Source organism: Acidovorax sp. GW458-11-26-14-TSB4 (genome assembly GCF_059423865.1).
Genome location: NZ_JBWKYR010000033.1, coordinates 1 through 24,624 on the forward strand (window position 1 = coordinate 1; position 24,624 = coordinate 24,624).

Sequence of the window (24,624 nt, forward strand, 5' to 3'; positions counted from 1 at the left end):
AGGACCGAGCATCGCAGGCTGCCCCCTCGCCTGCGGCGAGGGGGACACGGGCAGCGGGGTCGCCTTTCTTTGGGGTATGTTTCTTTGGCGACGCAAAGAAAGGTACCTCGGCCGCCGGGCCGAGACCCGGCTCCCGCCCTCAGCAAAACATGCTGTCAAACCAGCCACGCCGGGCGCAGCACATCCCGGCTCCCGCCCTCGGCAGAGGCATGCGGCATGCCTCCCCAGCAAACGTCAGATATCGTCCAGCAAAGCGTAAGGCAGCGGCTGCAATGCGAGAGGCACACCATCAACGGCCCCCACCTGAAGAGACCCCTCAGCCGCAGAAATCTGCATCGAAACAATCAGATCAAAACCCCCGCTGGGAGCAGCAGCCACCTGCACCACCATCCCGCAAGGCTGTTCAAGATCACTGACGGCAAACACCTCCGCCCCGACAGCCACCTCGCGCTCGGCATGCGCGATGTAGGCCCGCCGCTTGAGCGTGCCGCGGAACTGGCTGCGCGCCACCACCTCCTGGCCCGGGTAGCAACCCTTCTTGAAGTTCACGCCGCCGATGGACTCGTAATTGAGCATCTGCGGCACGAACTCTTCGAACAAGGGCTGGGTCAGCGTGGGCACACCGCTTTGCACCTCGCTCCACAGCCACAGGGCCGGGTCGAGCGCTGGGCCGGCGGGAGTGGGTTCCGAGGAGGGTGCCACCCACAGGGCGCGCGGCTGGCCTGCAGCCGGGTAGAGGTGGACGACGGTCGCGGTGCCGACCTCGGCCTTGGTCCAGGCCGGAGCTGCGCCGCCAGCGACAGAAGCCACGCTATCGCCCGCCAGACCATACAGGGCAAAGTCGGCGGATGCATCGGTCAACTTCGCCTTGGCGCGCATCACGAACATGGACAGGCGCTTGAGCGTGGTGGCCAGCAGGTCCTGGCTGATCACCAGCAGCACTTCAGTGGGGCTGCGCTTGAAGCCCACCATGCTGGCCTGCATGCGGCCCTTGGCCGAGAGAAACGCCGAGAGTCGGGCCTCGCCCAGGCCCAGCAGGGCATAGTCCTGGGTGAGCTGGCCATGGAGGAACTTGGCGGCGTCTTCGCCTTCCACGCGGATCACGCCGAGGTGCGACAGGGGGGCAATGCCATTCAGGAGAAGCTGGGTCATGGCTGAATTATGATCCCCGCTCCCTTTATCTACAGGCAGCAGGGTTGTGGTGCGACGCTTACTGGTTTTTGTCATGGTGCTGGCGATCGCGGCAGGCGGTGTCGCCTTCTGGTGGCTGCACCAGCCCCTGCCCATGGCGGGCAATGAGCCTCTGGAGCTGGCCATCGAGCCCGGCACCACGCCGCGCGGTGTAGCGCGTGACGCGGTGGCCGCTGGCGTGCGCACCGATCCGTTGTTTCTCTATGCCTGGTTCCGTTTTTCCGGGCAGGACCGGCTGATCAAGGCCGGCAATTACGAGATCCCCCCTGGCACCACGCCGCGTGGCCTGCTGGCCAAGCTGGTGCGCGGCGAGGAGGCGCTGCGCGCGCTCACCCTGGTGGAGGGCTGGAACTTCCGCCAGGTGCGCCAGGCGCTGGCTGGCGACGACCAGCTCAAGCCCGATTCCAAAGGCCTGACGGACGAGGCGCTGATGGCGCAGCTGGGCCGGCCCGGCGTGGCGCCGGAGGGGCGCTTCTTCCCCGACACCTACACCTACGCCAAGGGCTCCAGCGACCTGGCCGTGCTGCGCCGTGCCCTGCACGCCATGGACCGCAAGCTCGAAGCCGCCTGGAGCCAGCGTGCCGCCGACACCCCGCTCAAGTCCGCCGACGAGGCGCTGGTCCTGGCGAGCATCGTGGAGAAGGAAACCGGCCGCGCCAGCGACCGTGCACAGATCGCCGGCGTGTTCGCCAACCGCCTGCGTTTAGGCATGCTGCTGCAGACCGACCCCACCGTGATCTACGGCCTGGGCGAGAAGTTCGATGGCAACCTGCGCCGGCGCGACCTGCTGGCCGACACGCCCTGGAACACCTACACCCGTGCCGGCCTGCCGCCCACGCCGATTGCCATGCCCGGCAAGGCCTCGCTGCTGGCCGCCGTGCAGCCCGAGCGCACCAAGGCCCTGTATTTCGTGGCCAAGGGCGACGGCACCAGCCACTTCAGCGCTTCGCTGGACGAGCACAACCGTGCCGTCAACCGCTACCAGCGCGGGCAGCAGCAATAATATGAAAGTGAAAGGGCGGGGCGGGCGTTGGGCCTGCGCGCCCGGAGTTTTCCCCAACCAAGGTATTCATGTCACGACCCGGCCTCTTCATCACCTTTGAAGGCATCGACGGTGCCGGCAAGTCCTCGCACATCGAGGGGCTGGCCTCGGCCTTCCGCGCACAGGGCCGCACGGTGACGGTGAGCCGCGAGCCCGGCGGCACGCCATTGGCCGAAAAGCTGCGCGAGATGGTGCTCAACGACGCCATGGACCCGCTGACCGAGTCGCTGCTGATCTTCGCCGCCCGGCGCGACCACCTGTGCAACGTGATCGAGCCGGCCCTGGCACGGGGCGATGTGGTGCTGTGCGACCGCTTCACCGACGCCACCTTTGCCTACCAGGGGGCAGGGCGGGGGTTCGACCTGATGACCCTGTCCACCCTGGAGCGCATGGCCCAGGGCGGGCTGGTGCCGGGCGCCGGTGCCGGCACCCTGCGCAACCCCGACCTGACCGTGTGGTTCGACCTGGAGCCCGAGATCGCCGCCCAGCGCCTGGCCGGCGCCCGCGTGCCCGACCGATTCGAGGCCCAGCCCGTGGAGTTCTTTCGCCGTGTGGCGCAGGGCTATGCCGACCGCGCCGCGGTGGAGCCCGGGCGTTTTGCCCGGCTCGATGCCGCGCAGGACCGCCACCGCGTGTGGCAGCAGCTCACCAGCGTGTTCGTGCGCAAGGGCTGGCTGTCCATCATGGTGCCCACGCCCAAGGACCTGGCATGAGCGAGGCTGGCACGACGGCTACCCCGCTGGCACCCTGGATCGCCGCGCAGCGCAGCACCCTTCTGGCCCAGCGCGGCCATGCCTGGCTGCTGCAGGGCCCCTCCGGCCTGGGCCAGTACGCACTGGGCCTGGAGATGGTGCGTGCCTGGCTGTGCGACCGGCCTACCGCCGATGGCGCGTGCGGCCAGTGCGGCAGCTGCCACGCCATCGAGGTGCGCACCCATGCCGATCTGTGCGTGCTGATGCCCGAGGTGCAGATGATGGCCCTGGGCTGGCCCTTGTCGGAGAAGGCGCAGGCCGACATCGACGACAAGAAGCGCAAGGCCAGCAAGGAAATCCGCGTGGAGGCCATGCGCGATGCGGTGGAGTTCTCGCAGCGCACCTCGGCGCGTGGGCGCGGCAAGGCGGTGCTGGTGTACCCGGCCGAACAGATGAACCACGTCACGGCCAACGCCTTGCTCAAGACGCTGGAGGAGCCGCCGGGCGACGTGCGCTTCGTGCTGGCCAGCGAGGCCGCGCACCAGCTCCTGCCCACCATCCGCAGCCGCTGCCTGGGCCACACCATGGTCTGGCCGGCCGAACCCGAGATGCTGGCCTGGCTCAAGGGGCAGGGCATTGCCGCCGATGCGGCGCCGGCCTTTTTGCGGGCCGCCGGCGGGCGGCCCGACGATGCGCTGGCCCTGGCACGCTCGGGCCGCACCCCGCAGGCCTGGGCGCTGCTGCCGCAGGCCGTGGCGCGCGGCGATGCCACGGCGTTCGGCGACTGGTCGCCCGCCCAGGTGATCGATGCGTTGCAAAAGCTCTGCCACGACCTGCTGGCCGCCAGCGTGGGAGCGGCGCCCCGGTATTTCGCGCCAGCCGACCTGCCCAAGCCGCCGCCGCTCGCGCCGCTCACGCGCTGGTCCAAGGCCCTGGCCAAGGCGGCGCGCACGGCCGAGCACCCCTTCAATGCCGGCCTCATGCTGGAGGCGCTTGTCGCCCAGGCGCGAAACACCCTACACTCGAGGCACTGAAGCCGCCCCCAATACCCATGAGCAGTCCCTCCACCGCCCCCCGCCCCAGCGTCATGCAGCTGGCCATCAAGGAAAAGGCGGCCTTGTATGCGGCCTATATCCCCTTTTTCGTGGAAGGGGGCATCTTCGTGCCCACCCAGCGCGACTACAAGCTGGGCGACGATGTGTACGTGCTGCTCACCCTGCCCGACGACACCCAGCGCTACCCTGTGGCCGGCCGTGTGGCCTGGGTCACCCCGGCCCGTGCCGCCGGCAACCGCACGCAGGGCGTGGGCATCCAGTTCCCCAAGGACGAGAAATCGCGCCAGCTCAAGCTCAAGATCGAGGAGCTGCTCGGAACTTCGCTGGGTTCGGACCGTCCGACACAGACCATCTGAGCCTTCGGCCGTGCCCTATGCCGACCCGCGCAGGCGGGTCGGCTTTTTCCATTTTGAAACCACATGTTCGTTGATTCGCATTGCCATCTCACCTATCCCGGCCTGGCCGAGCAGTTGCCTGCCGTGCGCCAGGCCATGGCCGAAGCCTCGGTGGACCGGGCCCTGTGCATCTGCACCACCATGGAGGAGTTCGGCGACGTGCATGCCTTGGCACTGGCGCACGGCAACTTCTGGAGCACGGTGGGCGTGCACCCCGACAACGAGGGCGTGACCGAGCCCTCGGTGCAGGACCTGCTGGACCGTGCGGCCCTGCCGCGCGTGGTCGCCATCGGCGAGACGGGCCTCGATTACTACGGCATGGAAGACCGCAAGGGCGGGCGCAGCATCGCCGATCTGGAGTGGCAGCGCGAGCGCTTTCGCACCCACATCCGCGCGGCGCGCGCCTGCGCCAAGCCGCTGGTGATCCACACCCGCAGCGCCTCGGACGACACCCTGGCCATTCTCAAGGAGGAGGGTGAGGACGGCGCCGGCAATCAGGCCGGCGGCGTGTTCCACTGCTTCACCGAATCCATGCAGGTGGCGCGGGCCGCGCTGGACCTGGGTTACTACATCTCCTTCTCGGGCATCATCACCTTCAAGACCGCGCAGGAGCTGCGCGACGTGGTGGCCTTCGTGCCGCTGGATCGCATGCTGATCGAGACCGACAGCCCCTATCTGGCGCCCGTGCCCTACCGGGGCAAGACCAATAGCCCGGCCTACGTGCCGCACGTGGCCAAACAGGTGGCGCAGACCCGTGGCATCGCCGTGGAGGAGGTGGCCGAGGCCACCAGCCGCAATTTTGAAGCATTGTTCAAGGGAGTGACCGCATGAGAACACACAGCAGCTTGCGCCGCCGTACGGCGCTGTTGGGCGCGCTGGCCCTGGCGGCCGGCGCCGCGGGCGCATGGGCGGGATCGTATGAGGACTTTTTCTCGGCCGTGCAGCGCGACGATGCCGACGAGGTCAACGGCCTGCTGCGCCGCGGCTTCGACCCCAATATCCGCGACCCCAAGGGCCAGGTGGGGTTGACCCTGGCCATCCAGGCCGAGTCGCTCAAGGTGTTTGCCGCGCTCATGGCCAACCGGCGCCTGAAGGTGGAGACGCGCAACCGCGACGACGAAAGCCCGCTGATGATGGCCGCGCTCAAGGGCAATGTAGATGCCGTGAAGGCGCTCATCGCCCGCGATGCCGACGTGAACAAGGAAGGCTGGGCACCGCTGCACTACGCGGCCTCGGGCGTGAAGGCCGAGCATGTGCGCATCATCGCCCTGCTGCTGGAGAACCACGCCTACATCGACGCCACCTCACCCAACGGCACCACGCCGCTGATGATGGCCGCACAGTACGGCTCCAACGATGCCGTGCAGCTGCTGCTGAACGAGGGCGCGGACCCCACCATCAAGAACCAGCTGGGCCTGACCGCCGTGGACTTCGCCATGCGCGTGAGCCGCACCGAGGCGGCCGAGAAGATCGCCACCGCCATCCGCCGCCGCCAGCCCAACGCGGGCAAGTGGTAGCCGGCTGATCAGGCGGCGCTGGCGGCTTCGTCCGCTGCGGACGGCCTGGCTGCCGTGGCAGGGCGGCTCTGCAACCGGGCGTACAGCCCGCCACTGGCCATCAGCTGGGCATGCGTGCCCTGCTCGACGATGCGGCCCTGTTCCATGACGACCACGCGGTCCGCATGCTCGATGGTGGACAGGCGGTGGGCAATGACCAGCGTGGTGCGGCCCTGCATCAGGCGGTTCAGGGCATCCTGCACCAGGCGCTCCGACTCCGTGTCCAGGGCCGAGGTGGCCTCGTCCAGAATCAGGATGGGGGCGTCCTTGTAGAGCGCGCGCGCAATGGCCAGGCGCTGGCGTTGGCCGCCGGACAACTGCGTGGCGTTGTGACCTACGATGGTGTGGATGCCCTGGGCGAGCGAGGCCACATGGTCCGCCAGGTTGGCGGCGGCCAGGCAGGCCAGCACCTTGCCCTCATCCACCGCATGGCCCAGGGCCACGTTGGCGGCAATGGTGTCGTTGAACATCACCACGTCCTGGCTCACCAGGGCGATCTGGCTGCGCAGGGCAGAAAGGTCCCAGTCTTGCACCGCATGGCCATCCAGCAGCACCTGTCCCGACGAGGTCGGGATGAAGCGCGGCAGCAGGTTCACCAGCGTGGTCTTGCCGGCGCCCGATGGGCCGACCAGCGCCACGATCTCGCCGGGTGCCACCGTCAGGCTCACATCGTCCAGCGCCGGGGCATTGTCCTTGCCGAAGGATACGGAGACATCGCGCAGCTCGAGCGCGCCCTGTGCACGCTCCGAGCGGTAGCTGCCGCCCTGCTCGGCACCGGTGTCGCCCAGCAGGGACAGGCCGCGCTCCAGCGCCGCCACGCCGCGCGTGATGGGGTTGGCCACGTCGGCCAGGCGGCGGATGGGGGCGATCAGCATCAGCATGGCGGTGATGAACGAGACAAAGCCGCCCACCGTCACGTCCTTGGCATCCAGCGTGCCGCGGCTTTGCCACAGCGCGATGCAGATCACCACCGACAGGGCGGCCGCGGCCAGCAACTGCGTGAGCGGCGTCATCGCGGCCGAGGCGATGGTGGACTTGATGGCCAGGCCGCGCAGGCTCTGGCTCAGGCGGGCGAAGCGCGAGGACTGTCCCTCCTGCGCACCGTGCAGCCGCACCATGCGGTGGGCCAGCACGTTCTCCTCGACCACATAGGCCAGTTCGTCGGTGGCCTGCTGGCTGCTCTTGGTCAGGGTGTACAGGCGCTTGGACAGGGTCTTCATGATCCAGGCGACGCCCGGCACCACCACCGCCACGATCAGCGTGAGCTGCCAGTTCAGGTACAGCAGGTAGCCCAGCAGGGCGAGCAGCGTGAAGCCATCGCGCGACAGGCCCATCAGCGCCTGCACCAGCAGCGTGGCACCGGTCTGTACTTCGTAGACCACGGTGTTGGAGAGGGCGCTGGCCGACTGGCGCGAGAACAGCCCCATCTCGGCTGCCAGCACGCGGTCGAACAGCGCGCGGCGCAGCAGCAGCATGCCCTCGTTGGCAATGCGCGCCAGCGCATACTGGCCCACGAACTGCGCCAGGCCGCGCACCAGGAACACCCCCATGATCGCCAGGGGCACCGCCCACAGCGGCAGGGTGCCCTGGGTGAAGCCCCGGTCCAGCAGCGGCTGCAGCAGCGCCGGGATCAGGGGCTCGGTGGCAGCACCCACCAGCGTGGCCGCAATGGCCAGGCCCCAGGCCAGCCGCTGGTTGCCGAAGTACACGGAAAGCCGCGCCAGGCGCGCGGTGAGGGTGGGGGCGGGCGGCGCTGCGGGGCCCGTGGCGCTGGGGTCAATGGCTTGCATGTGCCCCGGATTCTAAGTGCCAAGGACCTGCGGGCCGCGCCAGTGCTGAGCCCGCGCCCTTGCTGCACTGCAGCGATTGACCACAAGGCCTTGCACAGTTTGTCACAGCGGGTCTTCCCCAGTGTGTAACATCGGCGCTGCCAATCGGCATTTGTTCGGCTACTGCGGCTGCTAATGACCACAGATCACAACACCAACACATTCCTCCCCGCGGCATTGCCGCATCCCATGCGCCGCCAGGTCCTGGCGGCCGCCCTTGCAAGCACCGCCTCCTTGCCCTCCCTCGCGCAGTTCCGCGTGGAGGTCACGGGCGTGGGCCTGACCCAGTTGCCGATCGCCATCGCCCCCTTCCGTGGCGAGGCGCAGGCGCCGCAGAAGATCGGCGCCATCGTCCAGGCGGATCTGGAGCGCAGCGGCCAGTTCCGCGCGGTGGACACGGCGGGCGCGGTGCTCGACGAAACCTCGCGCCCTGATCTGGCGCTGTGGCGCCAGAAAGCGGTCGATTCCCTGGTGACCGGCAGCGTGACGCGCATGCCCGATGGCCGCTTTGACGTGCGGTTCAGGCTGTGGGACGTGGTCAAGGGCCAGGATATCGGTGCCCAGAGCTTCGTGCAGTCGCAAGCCGACCTGCGTCTGGTGGCCCACCGCATTGCCGACTTCGTCTACGAAAAGCTCACCGGCGAACGCGGGATCTTTTCCACCCGCATCGTCTATGTCACCAAGACGGGTGGCCGCTACAGCCTGTGGGTGGCCGATGCCGACGGCGAGAATGCGCAGTCGGCGCTGACCAGCCCCGAGCCCATCATCTCGCCGGCCTGGTCGCCCAATGGCGCGCAACTCGCCTACGTGTCGTTCGAATCGCGCAAGCCTGTGGTCTACGTGCACGAAGTCGCCACGAGCCGGCGCCGGCTGGTGGCCAACTTCCGCGGCTCCAACAGCGCGCCGGCCTGGTCGCCCGATGGCCGCAACCTGGCCGTGACGCTGAGCCGCGATGGCGGCTCGCAGCTGTACCTGATCGACGCCAATGGCGGCGAGCCCAGGCGGCTGATGCAAAGCGCGGGCATCGATACCGAACCCATGTTCTCGGCCGACGGCCGTAGCATCTACTTCGTGAGCGACCGGGGCGGTGCGCCGCAGGTCTACCGCGTGCCTGCGGGCGGCGGCGGCGCCGAGCGCGTGACCTTCACCGGGTCCTACAACATTTCTCCCAGTATCAGCCCCGATGGCAAGTGGTTGGCCTACATTTCCCGCGTGGGCGGGGCCTTCAAACTGCACGTGATGGACCTGGCCTCAGGCACCGTCACCGCCATCACCGACACCTCGGCCGACGAGAACCCCAGCTTTGCACCCAACAGCCGCCTCATCGTGTACGCCACGCAGCAGCAGGGCCGCGAAGCCCTCATGACCACCACGTTGGACGGAAAAATCAAGGCGCGCCTGGCCGGCCAGCCTGGAGACATCCGCGAGCCCGATTGGGGCCCGTTCCAGAAGCAATGAACTTTTCAGCACTTTTCACAATCTAGTTTCCAGGAGAATTTTGGATGAACATCAAACTCAAACGCTTTGCCCTCGCTCTGACCGTCACCGCCCTCGTCGCTGGCTGCAGCTCCGGTGTCAAGCTCGACGACGTGCCAGTGGAAGACAAGGGCGCCAGCTCGACCATGGGCAGCGGCAATACCGGAGCCAACACCGGCAACACTGGCCAGAGCACCGTGGCCCCTCTGGACCTGACAGGCTCCGGCGCCAACGCGCAAGGCCCCGTGGGCGTGGCGCGCATCGTCTATTTCGACTACGACAGCTATGTCATCAAGTCCGAGTTCCAGTCGCTGCTCGAAGCCCACTCGCGCTTCATCAAGGCGAACAATGGCCGCAAGGTCATGATCGAAGGTCACACCGATGACCGCGGCGGCCGCGAGTACAACCTGGCCCTGGGGCAGAAGCGTGCCGAAGCCGTGCGCCGTTCGCTGGCCCTGCTCGGTGTGCCCGATTCCCAGGTCGAAGCCGTGAGCTTCGGCAAGGAAAAGCCCGCTGCCCCCGGTAACACCGAAGACGCGCACGCGCAGAACCGCCGCGCCGAGCTGTCGTACCGTTGATGCCTGCACTCCGCCTTTCACAGCCCCTGCGGTCCCTGGCCGCAGGCTTGGCGCTGGCCTGCGTGGCGCTGCCGGGCGCGCACGCGGCCATCTTCGAGGACGGCGAGGCACGCCGCGCCATCCTGGAGGTGCGCCAACGGGTCGATGCGCTGCAGCAGTCGCAGCAGCGCACCGCCGATGAACTGCGCCGTGCCAACGAGGACAGTGCCCAGTTGCGCCGGGCTCTGCTGGAACTGCAGACCCAGATCGAAACCCTGCGCAGCGAGAACGCGCGCCTGCAGGGCCAGAATGAGCAACTGACGCGCGAGGTGGGTGAACTGCAGCGCCGCCAGAAGGACATCGCCCAGGGCGTGGACGAGCGGCTGCGGCAGTTCGAGCCGGTCAAGGTCACGGTGGACGGGCTGGAGTTCCAGGCCGATGCCGCCGAGAAGAAGGACTTCGAGGCTGCGCTCGCCATCTTCCGCGCCGGCAAGTTTCCCGAGGCCAACCAGGCCTTCGGCAACCTGATCCGCCAGTACCCGCGCAGCGGCTACGTGCCCTCGGCCCGCTTCTGGCTGGGCAATGGCCAGTATGCGGCGCGCGACTACAAGGAAGCGATCAACAACTTCAAGGCCCTGCTGGCCGAGGCGCCCACGCATGCGCGTGCGCCTGAAGCTGCGCTGTCGATCGCCAACTGCCAGGTGGAGCTCAAGGACGCCCGCGCCGCGCGCAAGACGCTGGAAGACCTGGTCAAGGCCTATCCACAGTCCGAGGCGGCCATGGCTGCCAAGGAACGTTTGGCCCGCATGAAGTGAGCACCGAGGACGCGATCCCCGAAGCACCGGAATCGTTGGCCGAGAGCGAAGTACTCGCTCCTGTGCCCATGGTTCCGTTTGGCGATGATGCGCATGACGAGGTCACGCAGCGCCGCTTTGGCGGGCTGGAGCGCCTGTATGGCGTGGAAGGTGCCAGGCGCATCCGTGCCTCGCACGTGGTGGTGGTCGGCATCGGCGGCGTAGGCTCCTGGTCGGCCGAGGCACTGGCGCGCAGCGGTGTCTCGCGGCTTACCCTGGTGGACCTGGACCATGTGTCCGAGTCCAACATCAACCGCCAGATCCATGCCCTGTCCACCACGGTGGGGCAGGCCAAGATCGAGGCCATGCGCGACCGCATCGCGCTCATCAACCCCGAATGCGACGTGCGCTGCATCGACGAGTTCGTGGAGCCCGGCAACTGGCCGCAGCTGCTGGGCAGCGACCCGGTGGATGCGGTGATCGACGCCTGCGACCAGATCAAGGCCAAGACCGCCATGGCGGTGTGGGCCCGCGCCACTGGCGGCCATGCCTTCATCAGCGTGGGCGCGGCCGGCGGCAAGCGCCAGGCGCACAAGGTGGACATCGAGGACCTCGCCGCCACCACGCACGACCCCTTGCTCGCGCAGATGCGCTACCAGTTGCGCAAGCACCATGGGGCCCCGCGCGAGGGCCGCAGGATCGGCATCACCTGCGTGTTCAGCCGCGAAGCGGTGGCCCAGCCCGATGCCTCGTGCACGGTCGAAGCCGGCGGTGATGGCTCGCTCAACTGCCATGGCTACGGCTCGGTGGTGGCCGTCACGGCGACCTTCGGTCAGTGCGCGGCAGGGTGGGTGATCGACCGTCTGGCGGTCGGTCCGCAAAAAGTGCCAAAAACCAAGCTATAATCTGAGGCTTTGCAGCATCTGCAGTTCAGCAATGAACCGCTGGCGTTGCAATGATGGGACGTTAGCTCAGTTGGTAGAGCAGCGGACTTTTAATCCGTTTGTCGTGGGTTCGACCCCCGCACGTCCCACCAAGATCCGCAAGGCGCTGCAGCTCTCAAGGCTGTAGCGCTTTTTGCTTTGTGCTCTCGGCGAGGGGGTCAACCGCCCTGGCGGGCCGTCAGCCACGCCATCAATTCCCCCCGGTCCTGCACGCCCAGGCTGTTGTAGAGCTGGCGCCGGTGGTAGACCACGGTGTTGGCGCTGATGTCCATGCGCACAGCGACCTGGGACTCGGGCAACCCGAGTGCCAGCCAGTACGCGAGCTCCTGCTGGCGCTGCGACAGCCCCTGGGTTTGCAGCAAGGCCTGCAGGCGTGCCTCGCGCGGCACGCTCTGCGTGATGTAGATCCCCACCGCCTGGCCCATGCCCGTGGCGGCTTTCATGGGGGTCGCGCGCACCGAAAAATGGCCGTGCACGGTGCGCAGCTCCCTGGTGGGGAGCCCCGGGAGGTGCTGTCCTTGCAGGCGCTGCAGCAGTTCGTGCAGTTCCTGGGGCAGCCCTGCGCCGCGCCGCCAGCGCCAGCCGAAGGCCAGGGGCAGCAGAGCCTCGGCTTCGGGCGACAGCCATAGCAAGCGCCCCTGGGGAGTGGTGATGAGCATGCCCTGGCTGTGCGCCTCGCTGGCTGCAGTGCCTTGCGCGCCGCTTTGCAGAATGTGCGCCAGATAGGGCTCCAGCCGCGCCAGCAATGCAGCGTCGCGGGGCCCGAAGGCCGGCGATGCCGCGTCGCGGTAGAACTTGAGCGTGCCTATGCCTTCGCCGTCGGGGGTGCGCAGCACCAGGCTCATGCAGTCCACGGCCCCCATGGGTCGCATCACCACGTTGTAGAAGTCGCTGCGCTGCAGCTCTGGCATGGGTACGCGCACGAGCTGGTCGAGCAGTTGGGGCCCCTGTTCGTGGCGCACCGCTCCGTCAAAGTCGCGCGAGCTGCGCACCAGCACCTGGCGCTCGCTGCGCAGGATGCGCGCGTCGAAATAGTCGGCCACCACCGATTGCACGGCCGGCACCTCCATGTGCACCCCCAGCTCACCTCCATCCGCAGGGTACATGTATGCACTGGAGTCGAAGCCGAGAACACCGTGCAGCGTCTCCAGCAGGGGGACGATCATGGGTGGCCCGCCCGCTTCCATGCGGGTCATGTGCTGCAAGCGTGCAAAGGCTTGCTGGGTGGAACTGGGCGAGGGCATGTCGGCTGCGGTCCGGTGAGGCGGTCGTGGGAGCGAGACCCCGAATCTAGGGGCCGTGCCGCGCAGGGTCAACACACCGGCGCAACACCCTATCCGCCGAGGGTGGGGTGCGCGCCGCTGCGGGCCTGTAGCCTGCGCCCCGATGAAGCACATCCTGGTCACGGTGCCGCGCAAGCCTTGCCTGCGGGTCCGGATGCCTTCCGATTTCCCTTGTCCCCATCCATCCTCCAAGGAGTTTCTCCATGACTGCCCTTGATGCCGCGGCCCCTGGTCGCGCCCTGACAACCTGCTTGCGACGCTGGCTGGCCGCCTCGCTCTTGCTGCTTGGCGCCAGCCAGGCCATGGCGCAGCTGCAGTGCACACCCGGCCAGTGGCTGGCCGAGTATTTTCCCAACATCCACCTGTCCGGGGCACCCGCGCTGCAGCGCTGCGAAGCCGGCCCCATCGATCACTATTGGACTGGCCGCAATGGCAGTCCGGATCCGGCAAAGCTGCCGGTGGACGGGTTCTCGGCACGCTGGACCGCGACGCTTGCGTTCCACGGGGGGGCGACCCGGTTCATCACCTTCACCGACGACGGTGTGCGCGTGTCGGTCGATGGCCAGCGCGTGATCGACAACTGGACCCGGCACGGCATCACCATGGACAGCGCCACCGTGCCCCTGGCGGCCGGCCCGCACGCGGTGCGCATGGAGTATTTCGAAGCCGGCGGCGAGGGCCTGGCGCAGTTGGTCATGGAGAACACGGCGCCGGCGCCGCCCGCGCCACCGCGCATTGCCTCCTTCGTGGCCCAGCCCGGCAGCATCGATCTGGGCGGCAGCAGCACCCTGGGCTGGAACGTGGACAACGCCACAGCTTGCACGGCCTCGGGCGGGTGGAGTGGCGAGCGGCCCACCAGCGGCAGCACCAGCGTGAGCCCGGGTGCCACCACCACCTACAGCCTCAGCTGCCGTAATGCCGCTGGTGCCAGCGTGAGCGCTTCGACCACGGTGGCGGTGCGCAATGCCCCGCCACAGCAACTGCCCACCATCGACAGCTTCGCGGCCACGCCCGCCCGCATCGCCGTGGGTGACAGCACCCGCCTGGCGTGGCGTGCGAGCAATGCCGCCAGCTGCACCGCGTCGGGCGGATGGACTGGCGCGCGCGCGTTCCAGGGCAGCGAACTGGTGCAGCCCCAGGCCAGCGCGTCCTACACGCTCACCTGCGCCAACAGCGCGGGGCAAAGCGTGACGGCCACGGCCCAGGTCGCGGTGGATGCCGTCAACCCGCGCCCGCCGGTCGGCGGCCTCACGGCGCGCGCCACACCCCAGGGCGTGCGGCTGGACTGGAACCCCGTGACAAAGAGCGGCAAGTGGGTCAACGGCTACTACACCGGCTGGTTCTGGGAAAACTACCCGCCCGAGGCCGTGGACATGGGCACCATGACGCATTTCATCTTCGGCCGCTATGCGCCCGGCCTGGGGTCGTTGCCCGGTGGCCTAGCGGGTGAGCTGATGGAGGGGGCCGGCACCGCGCACACGATGGCGGAGGATGCCCTGATCGCCAAGGCCCATGCGGCCGGCACCAAGGCCATCATGATGATCGGCGGCGAATTCGACGGCCCCGGCTTCATGGCTGCCACGGCCAATCCGCAGATCCGTGCGGTCTTCATCAAGAACATCCTCGACAAGGCCGAGCAAAAGGGCTACGACGGTGCCGACATCGACTGGGAGGAAAACCTGGACACCGCGCAAGGCCGCGCCCAGGCGCTGGCGCTGCTGCGCGAGCTGCGCACGGCTGCCCAGCAGCGCCCGCGCTACCAGGCCAGCCCGTTCGAGATCAGCTGGCCCGGTTTCTGGGTCAACACCAATTTCCAGGAGATCCTGCCCTGGCACGTGGAAGTGGCCCACGCGGTGGACCGTTTCAACCTCATGACCTACAGCATGGCCGGGGACTGGGGCGGCGGCTGGCTGTCCTGGCACCACTCGCCGCTGTTCGGTGCGGCCCCAAGCCATCCCACCTCCATCGCCTCCACCGTGCAGGCCTACCTGAACGCGGGCGTGCCGCGCTCCAAGCTGGGCATCGGCGTGGGCCTGTACGGCCTGTTCTACAACAACCCCGTCACCGGCCCGCGCCAGGCCGCGACCAGCGGCTCCAACGGTGGCGACGGGGTGAACAACTACCGGCGCCTGCTGGAGGACAACGCCTTCGGCCAGCCGGGCGCCGTCTACCACTGGGACGATGTGGCCAAGCAAAGCTACATCAGCTACAGCCAGCCCTGGTGGCGTGCCAGCGATGCGCCCGTGACCTACCTGAGCTATGAGGACGAGCGCTCCATCGCCGAGAAAGGCAAATGGGTGCATGAGCAGGGCCTGGGCGGCACGCTGGTGTGGACCATCAACTACGGCTACCTGCCCCAGCAGGGGGGCACCAACCCGCCGATGCAGGCCGTCAAGCAGGCCTTCATGGCGGCCAGCGCCTCGGGCTACCGCGTGTACCGCAACGGGGTGGCCATCGCCACCGTGGCCAGCGGCGCCACCTACACCGATGCCTCGGCACCCAGCGGCAGCCACAGCTACCAGGTGGCCATGCTCGATGCGGCGGGCAACGAGGGGCCGCGGTCGGCAGCGGTGACCGTGCTGGTGCCCTGATCCCGGCGCTGCACGCCATGCAAAAGCCCCCAGTGCGTCCTGGCACCGGGGGCTTTTTTGCGAAAAGGCTATTCGGTGTGCATTCGTGAATTAGTTCACGCTTTCCCGCCAATCTGCGCCAGCAGCTCTTCGCGCCCCATCACGCCCAGCCGGTTGTAGAGTTGGCGGCGGTGGTACACGGCGGTATTGAGGCTGATGCCCATGCGCTGGGCGATCTGCGATTCGGGCAGGCCCCGTGCCAGCCACCAGGCCAGCTCGTGCTGGCGCTGCGGCAGGCCCAGCCTCTGCAGCGCCGACAGCAGCCGCACGCCGCGCGCCACGCGCCGCGTGATGTGCAGTGCCACGGCCTGGCGGTCCTGCCGGGCCTCGGGTGCCGGGGCCAGGTGCGTGGCGCGCAGCGAGAACCGGCCCTGCGCCGTGAGCAGCTCCATCGTGGGCAGGGCCATTAGTTCGGGCTGCTCGGGCTGCTGCGCGTTCAGCCGCCGCAGCAATTCCTGCAGCGCGGGGGGCAACTGGGCGCCGCGGCGCCAGCCCCAGCCGAAGGCCTGGGGCATCAAGGTCTCGGCCTCGGGCGAGAGCCACATCATCCGCCCCTGCGGCGTGGCGACCAGCACTCCCTGGCTGTGCACCTCGCTGCCCTCGGCATCGCGCTCGCCCTCCTGCAGTGCGCGTGCCAGGTGGGCTTCCAGCCGGGCCAGCAGGGCGGCATCCTGCGCGGAAAAGCCGGTGGCCGCATCCCGGAAAAGATGGATCACACCCAGACCGATGCCTTGCGGCGTACGCAGCACCAGGCTCATGTAGTCCTTTGCTCCGGTAGCGCGCATCACCGCCTCGTAGTAGTCGCTGCGCTGCAATTCCGCCATGGACACTGCCATGTGTTCGCGCATCAGCCGGGGGCCGTGCTCGTGGCGCACCACCTCGGCAAAATCGCGCGGGCTGCGCACCAGCACCTGGCGCTCGCTGCGCAGGATGCGCGCGTCGAAGTAGTCCTGCGCCACGGACTGCATGGGCTCCTGTGCGTAGTTCATCAGCTCGCCATCGCTGCCCGGGTACAGCATGCAGCCGAAGTCAAAACCCACCACGCGGCGCAACTCCTGCAACACGGGCTCGATCAGTTGCATGCCGCCTGCCTCCAGGCTGGCCAGGCGGTGCAGGCGTGCGAGGGCATGGCGGTCAGGGCGGGTAGCGGAGGGCATGGCGGGTAAAAAAACAAGGAATGGAAGGCCGCGAATCTAGAAGCCGCCTGGCACCCGGTCAACGCCGCGTGCGGGCCGCCTGCAACACCCCATCCCCCCTGGGTGGGGCGCGCCGCCGGGTTCACGGGTAACTTGGGCTGGCATGCATTCTGGTGCCTGGTTCGTGCCGGGCACTTCCATCGATTACCACCCACCAGGAGCTGACGTGACATCCGTCCTGTTTTCCCGCAAATCTCGGACCGCCGCCGGCGCGCTCTCCCTGGCGTGCCTGGCGGTGCATGCCCAGGTAGAAATCATCGAACCTGTGGGCGACTTCGAGTTTGGCAAGGTGGCTGTGCATTCATCCGCCACGCAAAGCCTGAAGGTGGCCAACCGCGGCCCGTCTCCCGTGCAGTTGGGCAAGGTGATCTCCAGCACCGCAGCGGTCTCGCCGCTCTGTGTCGGCATCGGTTGCACGGTGGTCATTTCACGCGACTTCACCATCCCCGCGGAGTCGGATGGCTGCAGCAACACCTTGCTGCAGCCGGGGGCTGTGTGTTCGGCCCTGGTGCGCTTTACGCCCTCGGGCCCGGGGGGCCGCGTATCCCAGTTGAATGTCTTCAAGCCCCATGCGGCCTATGAGTTCCGGGGGCTGGGCGGCACCGGCGTCTCCGAGCCGCTGGACTGCGTGCTTGACTGGGCCGAAAGGACCTTTCCCCAGTTGCTGACCAGTTCGACCATGACCTCCAGCGTGCCGCCCTACCACCTGCGCTGCTATGCCAAGGGGGCGATCTGCGTGGGTGCCGATGTCGAGAACCCCGCGTTCGTCATGCCCAGCGTTTACGTCTACCAGGCCCAGGCCGATCCGGCGCTGCAACGCCTTGACATGCTGTACTGGCTGTCGCGCCTGGCGCAGTGCCAATGATGGACAGGCCTGCGGGGGGCCCATCCGGCTGGGGCAGGCCCAACGGCTTCAGAGGTATTCCAGCCCCTGGCTGCTGAGCCCGACCAGGTTGATGTGCGCGGCATTGAGGTCCAGGTTGGCCGCAGCCACTGCGAACGATGCATTGGTGTAGGCCCCCGACTTGATGACGCCTGCCAGCGCCTGGACCGTGCCGGCATCGGCCGCAATGCCGGTCAGGTTGGCATAGAGCAGGCCCACCACCTGCTCGGGCGTGGCCGAGGCGCCCAGCAAGGCGTTCAGTCCCAGTTGCGCCACCTGCAAGGGGGTCGAGCCTGCGTCCACGGCCTTGAGCACGGTGCCCACCAGGCTGCGGTTGTTCAGTGCGGCGGGGCCGACCAGCGCGCCGAGCATCCGTGCGGCCGTACCGGCAGCCCCGTCCAGATCGAGCGCCACGTAACCGTCCGCGAACTTGATCCGCTCGATCTGCAGCAGGGTGTCCAGGCCATCGCGGTTGGGAACCCCGTCACCCAGCGTCCACCCGCTGGCGCTCGTGGGTTGCAGCGCGTAGTCACCGCGGTTGCCCCGGGCGATCAGGGTGTCCAGGCCACCCAGGCCGTTGAAGGACTCGTTGGCATTGGTGCTGACGAAGATGTCGGCGCCCGCCGTGCCGGTTGGCGTGGTCGGGGTCGTCGGAGTGGTGGGTGCCGTGGGCGTGGTCGGGGTGGTGGAGAAGGTCAGCGTCGGCCCATTGGCCGAGTTGAACCCATAGGTGCCACCCAGGCCGTCGCGGCCGTAGATCCAGTCCAGCGCCAGCAGGTCGTAGGCCTGGAACGTGGTCTTGGGCGAGCCTGCATCCGTGTACGACATCACGGTGTTGTTGGTGTTGTCCTGCGAGGCCGGCAGGGGCCGTGGCGAATCGAAGGGGTGGGCCAGGCCCAGGGCATGGCCCACTTCGTGCAGCAGCACCTCGTAGCCCACGGTGCCGGCATTCGGCGTGTTGTTGATGCGGGCGTGCTCGACGTTGTCCAGGTAGATCACGACCTCCGCGTTGAGGGAGGTCAGCGTCTGCTCCGACCCGGAATAGCCGTAGTTGTAGAACGATGAAGCCAGTCCGGCGGTGGTGGGGCCCTGCAGGTTGGTGGCCGCGAAATGGATGTCCGCCTGCGCGGAGCTGCTCACTTCGGTGAAGGTGATGCCGGTGACCTGGCCTGCGTAGGCCATGATCTGGCGGGCGGACTGCACCTGCCCGATGTTGAACGCCGTGAGCGCCGTATTGGAATCCTGGTCGGCCACGCTGCCGGCCCGTACGTCGAAGGTGTAGTACAGAACCTTGCGGCCATCGGGAAAGAAATTCCACGGCGCAGGGTTCTCCAGCAGGGAGTCGGCCTGCGGGTTGCCGGAGAAGCGGATGTTCTGGAGGTCGGAAACGGTGGCCATGGTGGTGTCGGGTTTATTGCGGTTGGGTGGTGGCAACTGGCTGCCCTGCGCCACCGGATGCGGCTTTGCAGCAGCGGCATCCGACACCGGTGGAGGCGCTCGTCTGCGAAACTGCAGAGCAAGGGTTTACCGAGGATACGGAAGCACAGGCCGGAATTTATCACCGGCGCGCGCCAGCCGCTGTGACGAAAAGCACACTCTCGCGGCTTCTGTTCAGGCCACCAGGGTGTGCCTGACAGGGATTCCACCTGTGGGCTGCGGACCTCGCGCAAGGCGGTCTGCACGGCCATGGCGTCGGTCACCTGCGCGACCCCGCCTAAGTGGCATCCCCAATGCCACGGACGGGCCCCGCCCCTAGGCTCTGGAGCTTAAGAACAGGTTCTAAGGCCAACACCCCTTTCCAAACCATCCATGTCCACACGTTCCCACCACGCTTTCTGGCCCCGCCGGCTGCCCCATTCGATCACCCTGCCTGCCACCTCGCTGTGGGACAACCTGGCCACCAACGCGCGCCGCTACCCGGACAAGACAGCGCTGGTGTTCTTTGGCCGGCAACTGAGCTACCGGGCCCTGGCGCAAGGGGCCGAGCGGCTGGCTGCGCGGCTGGTCGAGCTGGGTGTGCAGCGCGGCGACCGCGTGGTGCTGTGCATGCAGAACTGCCCGCAGCTGGTGATGGCGCACTTCGCCATCCTGCGTGCCAATGCCGTGGTGGTGCCGGTCAATCCCATGAACCGGGCCGAGGAGCTCAAGCACTACATCACCGACCCCGACACCAAGGTGGCTTTCATCACCTCCGACCTGGCGCCCGAGCTGGCCAAGGCCAGCAATGCCCTGGCACCGGGCGAGCGCCTTGCGCACATGGTGGTCACGCATTTCACCGATGCCTTCGATGCCGAGGTGCAGGGCGCCGATGCACCGCCCGACGCCTGGAAGGAATGGCTGTGCACGCAGCATCCCGCGCCTGCGCTGGACGGCGGCACGGTGCATGCGTGGACCGACGCGCTGGCTTGCAGCGGTGAGGCGCCCGCCCTGGCGGTGGGCCCCGCCGACCTGGCCCTGCTGCCCTACACCAGCGGCACCACGGGCCTGCCCAAGGGCTGCATGCACCTGCACAGGAGCATCATGCACAACGCCGTGGCCAGCGCCCTGTGGGGCACTGGTTCGGTGGACAACGTGACGCTGGCGGTGGTGCCCATGTTCCACATCACGGGCATGGTGAGCGTGATGCATGCCGCCATCTACACCGGGGCCACCCTGGTGGTCATGCCGCGCTGGGACCGCGACCTGGCCGGGCGCATGATCTCGCGCTACAGGGTGACGAACTGGACCAATATCCCCACCATGGTCATCGACCTGTTGAACAGCCCGAACTTCGCGAGCTACGACCTGTCGAGCCTGGTCTACATCGGCGGCGGCGGCGCCGCCATGCCCCAGGCCGTGGCCCAGCGCCTGCTCGAACAATACGGGCTGCGCTATGCCGAGGGCTACGGGCTCACGGAGACCGCCGCCCCCTCGCACACCAACCCGCCTGATCACCCCAAGCAGCAGTGCCTGGGCATTCCCTTCGTCAGCACCGACGCGCGGGTGGTGGACCCCGACACGCTGCAGGAGGTGGCTGTGGGGGAGCAGGGCGAGATCATCATCCATGGGCCCGAGGTGTTCGAGGGCTACTGGAAGCGCCCGGATGCGACCGCCAGCGCCTTCATCGAATTCGAGGGCAAGCGCTTCTTCCGCTCGGGCGATCTCGGGCGCGTGGACGAGGACGGCTACTTCTTCCTGACCGACCGCTTGAAACGCATGATCAATGCCAGCGGCTTCAAGGTCTGGCCGGCCGAGGTGGAGGCGCTGATGTTCCGCCACCCCGCGATCCAGGAGGCCTGCATCATCTCGGCGCGCGACAGCTACCGCGGCGAGACCGTCAAGGCCGTGGTGGTGCTGCGCCCATCGCACAAGGACACCACCGAGCAGCAGGTCATCGACTGGTGCCGCGAGAACATGGCGGTCTACAAGGTGCCGCGCATCGTGCAGTTCGTCAATGCCTTGCCCAAGAGCGGCAGCGGCAAGGTGATGTGGCGTGCGCTGCAGGAGGCGGAAGCCGCCTGACGGTGTTGCCGGGCTGGCCCGCGCCGGCCTTCTCCGGTCTTCTCAATGGGCCGTGTGGGTCAGCTCGGCCAAGTCCCTCTCCAGCAGCGCCGGATCACCCAGTTGCAGCTCGATCAGGCGCCGCAGGTGGGTTACGCTGTCGAGGTCGATGGAGCGGCACAACAGGCCGGTGTGCAGCCCCTCGAGGTGCGCCACCTCGCAGGACATGCCGATGTGGTTGCCGGTGTCGTGCAGCGGAATGGTGAGCTGGCACAGCATGCCTGCGTGCACGTTCGCCTGGGCGGGCAGGGAGATCAGCGCCCCTTTGAGCGACAGGTCCTGCACATGCACACTGAATGCATTGCTCGCCAGTGTCAGCAGCGCGGGGGCATCGAATTGGACACGGACGTAGTGGCGGCGTTCGTGGGGCATGGCTGTCTCCGGGGAGTTTGACGCATGCTACCCCAAGGCCTGAAAAGCTGCGCAAAAAAGAATCGTGCCAAAGGTCCAGCCATTGCGTTCGGGTTTTTGTAACTTTTGGATGTTTTGGCAACCATTGGTTAACATAGTGCTTTCAGCCACTGTGGGGATTCCCGATCGTGAGTTCACGCAATTTCCGGTGGCATTGCCGATGGGTCGGCGGGCTGGTTGGCGCCCTGTGGGCGCTGCTGCCTGTGTGCGCCAGCGCCGCTGCGCCGGTGCGGGAAGTGCGCGTGGGGGTGTATGCCAACGAACCCACGGTGTTCATGAACCAGCACGGCAGGCCTGCGGGCATCTTCGTGGACCTGCTCAACCTGGTGGCCGAGCGCGAGCGCTGGGCCTTGCGTTATGTGCCGTGCGAGCTGCGTGCCTGTCTGGATGACCTGCGCAATGGCCGCCTGGACCTGGTGCCCGACGCCCCGCGTGCGCAGACGCGCGAGGCATATTTCGATTTCACCGCGCAGCCCCTGGTGGAGACCTGGTCCGAGGTGTACCGCCAGCAGTCCTCGTCGATCCAGTCGGTGCTGGACCTCGATGGCAAGCGCGTGGCCGTGCAGCGCGGCACGCTGCAAAGGGACCACTTCGTCGAGCTGACCCGCCGCTACGGGCTGCAGGTCATGGTGGTGGAGGTGGATGCGCCGGACCAGGCCTTCAGCGCCGTGGGCGGCAGCAATGCCGAGGCGGCCATCTCCAACCACCTGTTCGGCAGCTCGCATGCCAGGGGCCACGGGCTGGTGGATGCGGGCATCGTGCTCCAGCCGGGCGGGCTGTATGTCGCGACCGGCAAGGGCCGCAACCCCGAGCTGCTGGCCGCTATCGACAAGTGGGCGGCGCAGTGGCGCAACGGCTCCGATGCCTCGTATGCACAGGTGATGCGCCGCTGGGTGGCCGCACCACCCGCCAGCGCCATCGGGCGCCCCGTGCTGTGGGCCGCGGCGGCACTGCTGCTGGCGGCTGTGCTCGCGGCCCTGGCGGTCTTCGTGCGGCGCCGGCCCGCAACGGTGAGAGCCCGGCACTGGCGCGCCAGCGAGCACAAGTTCGGCACCATCCTCGACAGTGTGGAGGCCTTCATCTACATCAAGGACACGCAGCACCGCTACCTGTACGCCAACCAGCACATGCTGGCACTGCGGCCCGATGCCGCCGCAGACCTGATCGGTGGCGATGACAGCGCGATCTTCGATGCGGCCACAGTCCGCCAGCTGACGGCCAACGACCGCCTGGTGCTGGAGCGCGGCGAGCGCATCGAGGTGGAGGAAACCAATACCTTCCACGATGGTTCGGTGCGCACCTACCTGTCGGTGAAGATTCCGCTGCGCCGCAAGGACGGCAGCATCCATGCGCTGTGCGGCATTTCCACCGACATCACCGACCACCGGGGGGTCGAGGAGTCGCTGCAGATCGCCGCCATCGTGTTCGAGTCGTTCGAGGGCATGGTGGTCACCGGGCCCGACCAGCGCATCCTGCAGGCCAACACCTCCTATGCGCGGCTCACCGGGTATTCGGTGGCGGAACTGGTGGGCAAGACCCCGGCGCTGCTGCAGTCCGGCCGGCACGACCAGACCTTCTACCGGACCATGCACGAGGCGCTGCAGTCGGTGGGTTCCTGGCAGGGCGAGGTATGGAACCGGCGCAAGGACGGCGAGGTGTACCCGGCCTGGATCACCGTCACCGCCGTGCGCTCGGCGCAGGGCGCCATCACGCACTATGTGGGCACGCAGACCGACATCTCCAGCCGCAAGGCGGCCGAGGAGGAGATCCGCCTGCTGGCCTTCTACGACCCGCTCACGGGCCTGCCCAACCGCCGGCTGATAGCCGACCGGCTTCAGCACAGCCTGGCGGCCAGTGCGCGCACCGGTACCGGGGGGGCACTGCTGTTCGTGGACCTGGACAACTTCAAGGACCTCAACGACACCCAGGGCCATGAGATCGGCGATCAGTTGCTGTGCCAGGTGGCGGCACGGCTGGGCGAATGCGTGCGCAACGGCGACACGGTGGCGCGCCTGGGGGGAGACGAGTTCGTGCTGCTGTTGGAGGGCCTGAGCGCGCTGCCGCACGAGGCCGCCTCGCAGGCCGAGGTGGTGGGCCGCAAGGTGCTGCATGCCCTGGGGCAGAGCTACCAGCTGGGCGGCCGTGCGCACCACGGCTCCTGCAGCATTGGCGTCACGCTGTATGCCGACCCGCACACCACCGTGGACGAGTTGCTCAAGCGCGGCGACATGGCCATGTACCAGGCCAAGGGGGCGGGGCGCAACACCCTGCGCTTCTTCGACCCGCGCACGCAGGCCGCCGTCACGGCGCGCACCGCGCTCGAGGCCGGCTTGCGCGAGGCCTTGCGCGAGGGCCAGTTCCTGCTGCACTACCAGCCGCAGATCAGCCAGTCCCATGGGCTGGTAGGCGCCGAGGCACTGCTGCGCTGGGAGCACCCGGAACGCGGCCTGGTGCCGCCCGCCGAGTTCGTGCCGGTGGCCGAGGCCTGCGGCCTGATCGTGCCGCTGGGCGCCTGGATCCTGCGCGCCGCATGCCTGCAACTGGTGGACTGGGGGCGCGATGCGGCCAGCGCCCACTGGACATTGGCGGTGAACGTCAGCGCGCTGCAGTTCCGCCATCCGCACTTCGTGCAGGACGTGGTGGAAGTCCTCAAGAGCACGGGCGCCAACCCCATGCTCCTGAAGCTGGAGCTGACCGAGTCGCTGCTGCTCGACGATGTGGAAGAGATCATCAGCCGCATGACCACCTTGCGGGCGCTGGGCGTGCGCTTCTCGCTCGACGATTTCGGCACGGGATACTCCTCGCTCAGCTACCTCAAGCGGCTGCCGCTGGACCAGCTCAAGATCGACCAGAGCTTTGTGCGCGACCTGCTCACCGACCCGAACGACGCCGCCATCGCCCGCACCATCGTCAACCTGGCGCACAGCCTGGACCTGGGCGTGATCGCCGAAGGGGTGGAAACCGCCGAGCAGCGCGACATGCTGGCCAGCGTGGGCTGCCTGCACTACCAGGGCTACCTGTTCGGCCGGCCGGCTCCGGCCAGCGCACTGCCGCGCATTGCGGCGCAGGTGGCGGCCTGACCACGTTCTGAAAGGGTGCATGCGGGTTTGCGCTGTGTCATCCCGGATGCTCGCCGATGGGCCGCTGGTA

20 protein-coding genes and 1 tRNA gene are annotated in these 24,624 nt (G+C 67.9%); 15 read left to right on the forward strand and 6 right to left on the reverse strand.

What is annotated here, in order from left to right:
* Nucleotides 1-234: 234 nt before the first annotated feature.
* A complete protein-coding gene (gene ygfZ, locus AC07X5_RS30625) occupies nucleotides 235-1,152 on the reverse strand; it encodes a CAF17-like 4Fe-4S cluster assembly/insertion protein YgfZ (protein ID WP_494773226.1) in 918 nt (305 codons plus the stop codon).
* Between the two features lie 49 nt (nucleotides 1,153-1,201).
* Here ygfZ and mltG point away from each other — a divergent pair, with 49 nt between their 5' ends.
* The 6 genes from mltG (at nucleotide 1,202) to AC07X5_RS30655 (ending at nucleotide 5,892) form a co-directional block, all read left to right on the forward strand.
* Nucleotides 1,202-2,194 carry an endolytic transglycosylase MltG gene (mltG, locus tag AC07X5_RS30630; RefSeq protein WP_494773227.1) on the forward strand — a complete coding sequence of 331 codons (993 nt, stop codon included), beginning with the start codon at nucleotides 1,202-1,204 and terminating at the stop codon, nucleotides 2,192-2,194.
* Nucleotides 2,195-2,262: 68 nt separating this feature from the next.
* A complete protein-coding gene (gene tmk, locus AC07X5_RS30635) occupies nucleotides 2,263-2,946 on the forward strand; it encodes a dTMP kinase (protein ID WP_494773228.1) in 684 nt (227 codons plus the stop codon).
* On the forward strand, nucleotides 2,943-3,959 hold the full coding sequence (locus tag AC07X5_RS30640) for a DNA polymerase III delta subunit-related protein (RefSeq protein ID WP_494773229.1): 1,017 nt from the start codon (nucleotides 2,943-2,945) through the stop codon (nucleotides 3,957-3,959). Before tmk ends, AC07X5_RS30640 begins: the two co-directional genes overlap by 4 nt.
* 17 nt (nucleotides 3,960-3,976) lie before the next feature.
* Nucleotides 3,977-4,336: a PilZ domain-containing protein gene (locus AC07X5_RS30645; RefSeq protein ID WP_057206042.1), complete on the forward strand. Its 360-nt coding sequence runs from the start codon at nucleotides 3,977-3,979 to the stop codon at nucleotides 4,334-4,336.
* A 63-nt stretch (nucleotides 4,337-4,399) separates the two neighbouring features.
* Entirely contained in the window at nucleotides 4,400-5,206 is an 807-nt protein-coding gene (locus AC07X5_RS30650) for a TatD family hydrolase (protein WP_409963460.1), read from the forward strand.
* Entirely contained in the window at nucleotides 5,203-5,892 is a 690-nt protein-coding gene (locus AC07X5_RS30655) for an ankyrin repeat domain-containing protein (RefSeq protein WP_494773230.1), read from the forward strand. Before AC07X5_RS30650 ends, AC07X5_RS30655 begins: the two co-directional genes overlap by 4 nt.
* A gap of 8 nt (nucleotides 5,893-5,900) precedes the next feature.
* Here the strand turns inward: AC07X5_RS30655 and msbA are convergent, their stop codons facing one another.
* On the reverse strand, nucleotides 5,901-7,721 hold the full coding sequence (msbA, locus tag AC07X5_RS30660; protein ID WP_494773231.1) for a lipid A export permease/ATP-binding protein MsbA: 1,821 nt from the start codon (nucleotides 7,719-7,721) through the stop codon (nucleotides 5,901-5,903).
* A gap of 228 nt (nucleotides 7,722-7,949) precedes the next feature.
* Between msbA and tolB the strand changes: the two genes are divergently transcribed.
* From tolB to AC07X5_RS30685, 5 genes are all read left to right on the forward strand, one after another.
* Nucleotides 7,950-9,218, forward strand: a complete 1,269-nt coding sequence (gene tolB, locus AC07X5_RS30665) for a Tol-Pal system beta propeller repeat protein TolB (RefSeq protein WP_494773232.1) — start codon at nucleotides 7,950-7,952, stop codon at nucleotides 9,216-9,218.
* 44 nt (nucleotides 9,219-9,262) lie between these two features.
* Nucleotides 9,263-9,814, forward strand: coding sequence for a peptidoglycan-associated lipoprotein Pal (gene pal / locus AC07X5_RS30670; protein WP_494773233.1), 552 nt, complete (start codon nucleotides 9,263-9,265; stop codon nucleotides 9,812-9,814).
* Nucleotides 9,814-10,608, forward strand: a complete 795-nt coding sequence (gene ybgF, locus AC07X5_RS30675) for a tol-pal system protein YbgF (RefSeq protein ID WP_494773234.1) — start codon at nucleotides 9,814-9,816, stop codon at nucleotides 10,606-10,608. The genes pal and ybgF overlap by 1 nt, the downstream gene beginning before the upstream one ends.
* A 68-nt stretch (nucleotides 10,609-10,676) precedes the next feature.
* Nucleotides 10,677-11,492, forward strand: coding sequence for a tRNA threonylcarbamoyladenosine dehydratase (locus AC07X5_RS30680; RefSeq protein ID WP_494773253.1), 816 nt, complete (start codon nucleotides 10,677-10,679; stop codon nucleotides 11,490-11,492).
* Nucleotides 11,493-11,547: 55 nt separating this feature from the next.
* A tRNA-Lys gene (locus AC07X5_RS30685) sits at nucleotides 11,548-11,623 on the forward strand.
* 66 nt (nucleotides 11,624-11,689) lie between these two features.
* Here the strand turns inward: AC07X5_RS30685 and AC07X5_RS30690 are convergent.
* A complete protein-coding gene (locus AC07X5_RS30690) occupies nucleotides 11,690-12,775 on the reverse strand; it encodes a helix-turn-helix transcriptional regulator (RefSeq protein ID WP_494773235.1) in 1,086 nt (361 codons plus the stop codon).
* 242 nt (nucleotides 12,776-13,017) lie between these two features.
* Here AC07X5_RS30690 and AC07X5_RS30695 point away from each other — a divergent pair, with 242 nt between their 5' ends.
* Nucleotides 13,018-15,405, forward strand: a complete 2,388-nt coding sequence (locus AC07X5_RS30695; protein WP_494773236.1) for a glycosyl hydrolase family 18 protein — start codon at nucleotides 13,018-13,020, stop codon at nucleotides 15,403-15,405.
* Nucleotides 15,406-15,500: 95 nt separating this feature from the next.
* Here AC07X5_RS30695 and AC07X5_RS30700 read toward each other — a convergent pair whose 3' ends face one another.
* Entirely contained in the window at nucleotides 15,501-16,601 is a 1,101-nt protein-coding gene (locus AC07X5_RS30700; RefSeq protein ID WP_494773237.1) for a helix-turn-helix transcriptional regulator, read from the reverse strand.
* 205 nt (nucleotides 16,602-16,806) lie between these two features.
* On the opposite strand from AC07X5_RS30700, the gene AC07X5_RS30705 reads away from it, so the two are divergent.
* Nucleotides 16,807-17,505, forward strand: a complete 699-nt coding sequence (locus AC07X5_RS30705) for a hypothetical protein (protein ID WP_494773238.1) — start codon at nucleotides 16,807-16,809, stop codon at nucleotides 17,503-17,505.
* Between the two features lie 48 nt (nucleotides 17,506-17,553).
* Here AC07X5_RS30705 and AC07X5_RS30710 read toward each other — a convergent pair whose 3' ends face one another.
* Nucleotides 17,554-18,921, reverse strand: a complete 1,368-nt coding sequence (locus AC07X5_RS30710) for a matrixin family metalloprotease (RefSeq protein ID WP_494773239.1) — start codon at nucleotides 18,919-18,921, stop codon at nucleotides 17,554-17,556.
* Nucleotides 18,922-19,332: 411 nt separating this feature from the next.
* Here AC07X5_RS30710 and AC07X5_RS30715 point away from each other — a divergent pair, with 411 nt between their 5' ends.
* A complete protein-coding gene (locus tag AC07X5_RS30715; RefSeq protein WP_494773240.1) occupies nucleotides 19,333-21,024 on the forward strand; it encodes a long-chain fatty acid--CoA ligase in 1,692 nt (563 codons plus the stop codon).
* Nucleotides 21,025-21,066: 42 nt separating this feature from the next.
* On the opposite strand, the gene AC07X5_RS30720 is transcribed toward AC07X5_RS30715, so the two are convergent.
* A complete protein-coding gene (locus AC07X5_RS30720; RefSeq protein ID WP_494773241.1) occupies nucleotides 21,067-21,435 on the reverse strand; it encodes a PilZ domain-containing protein in 369 nt (122 codons plus the stop codon).
* A 167-nt stretch (nucleotides 21,436-21,602) separates the two neighbouring features.
* Between AC07X5_RS30720 and AC07X5_RS30725 the strand changes: the two genes are divergently transcribed.
* The gene (locus tag AC07X5_RS30725; protein ID WP_494773242.1) at nucleotides 21,603-24,554 is read left to right on the forward strand and encodes an EAL domain-containing protein; all 2,952 of its coding nucleotides are present in this window, start codon (nucleotides 21,603-21,605) and stop codon (nucleotides 24,552-24,554) included.
* Nucleotides 24,555-24,624 lie beyond the last annotated feature (70 nt).